This is a genomic window from Polaromonas sp. P1_G2 (assembly GCF_056405515.1).
Map to the genome: position 1 here is coordinate 1 of NZ_JBFUBY010001700.1, position 366 is coordinate 366.

General features: G+C 59.6%; 1 protein-coding gene. It reads right to left on the reverse strand.

The features are described 5' to 3' along the window. Positions 1-98: 98 nt before the first annotated feature. Positions 99-366, reverse strand: a 268-nt coding sequence (locus AC1D0P_RS32180; RefSeq protein ID WP_477680432.1) for an adenylosuccinate synthetase, incomplete at its 5' end; no start/stop codon positions are given.

Genomic DNA, 366 nt, shown 5'->3' on the forward strand with positions numbered 1-366 from the left:
GGCCGTCAACGGCGCGTCGGATGACTGCAATAAAATCCGCCATATGTCTTTCTCAATGCTGCCCGCCGGCGGGTTTTCACCCTTCCGGCGCGCGTCGATTAATCTTCAAACGGGTCCGTCACCAATATCGTGTCGTCGCGCTCCGGGCTCGTCGACAGCAGCGAAACCGGCGCCGCGATCAGTTCTTCAACCTGGCGCACATATTTGATGGCTTGCGCGGGCAGGTCAGCCCACTTTCGGGCGCCGACGGTCGATTCCTTCCAGCCCTCCAGTGTTATATAGAGGGGCTTAATCCGGGCTTGCGCCGCCTGGCCTGCCGGAAGATGATCGATTTCCTTGCCGTCGAGCATATAGCCGGTGCAAATC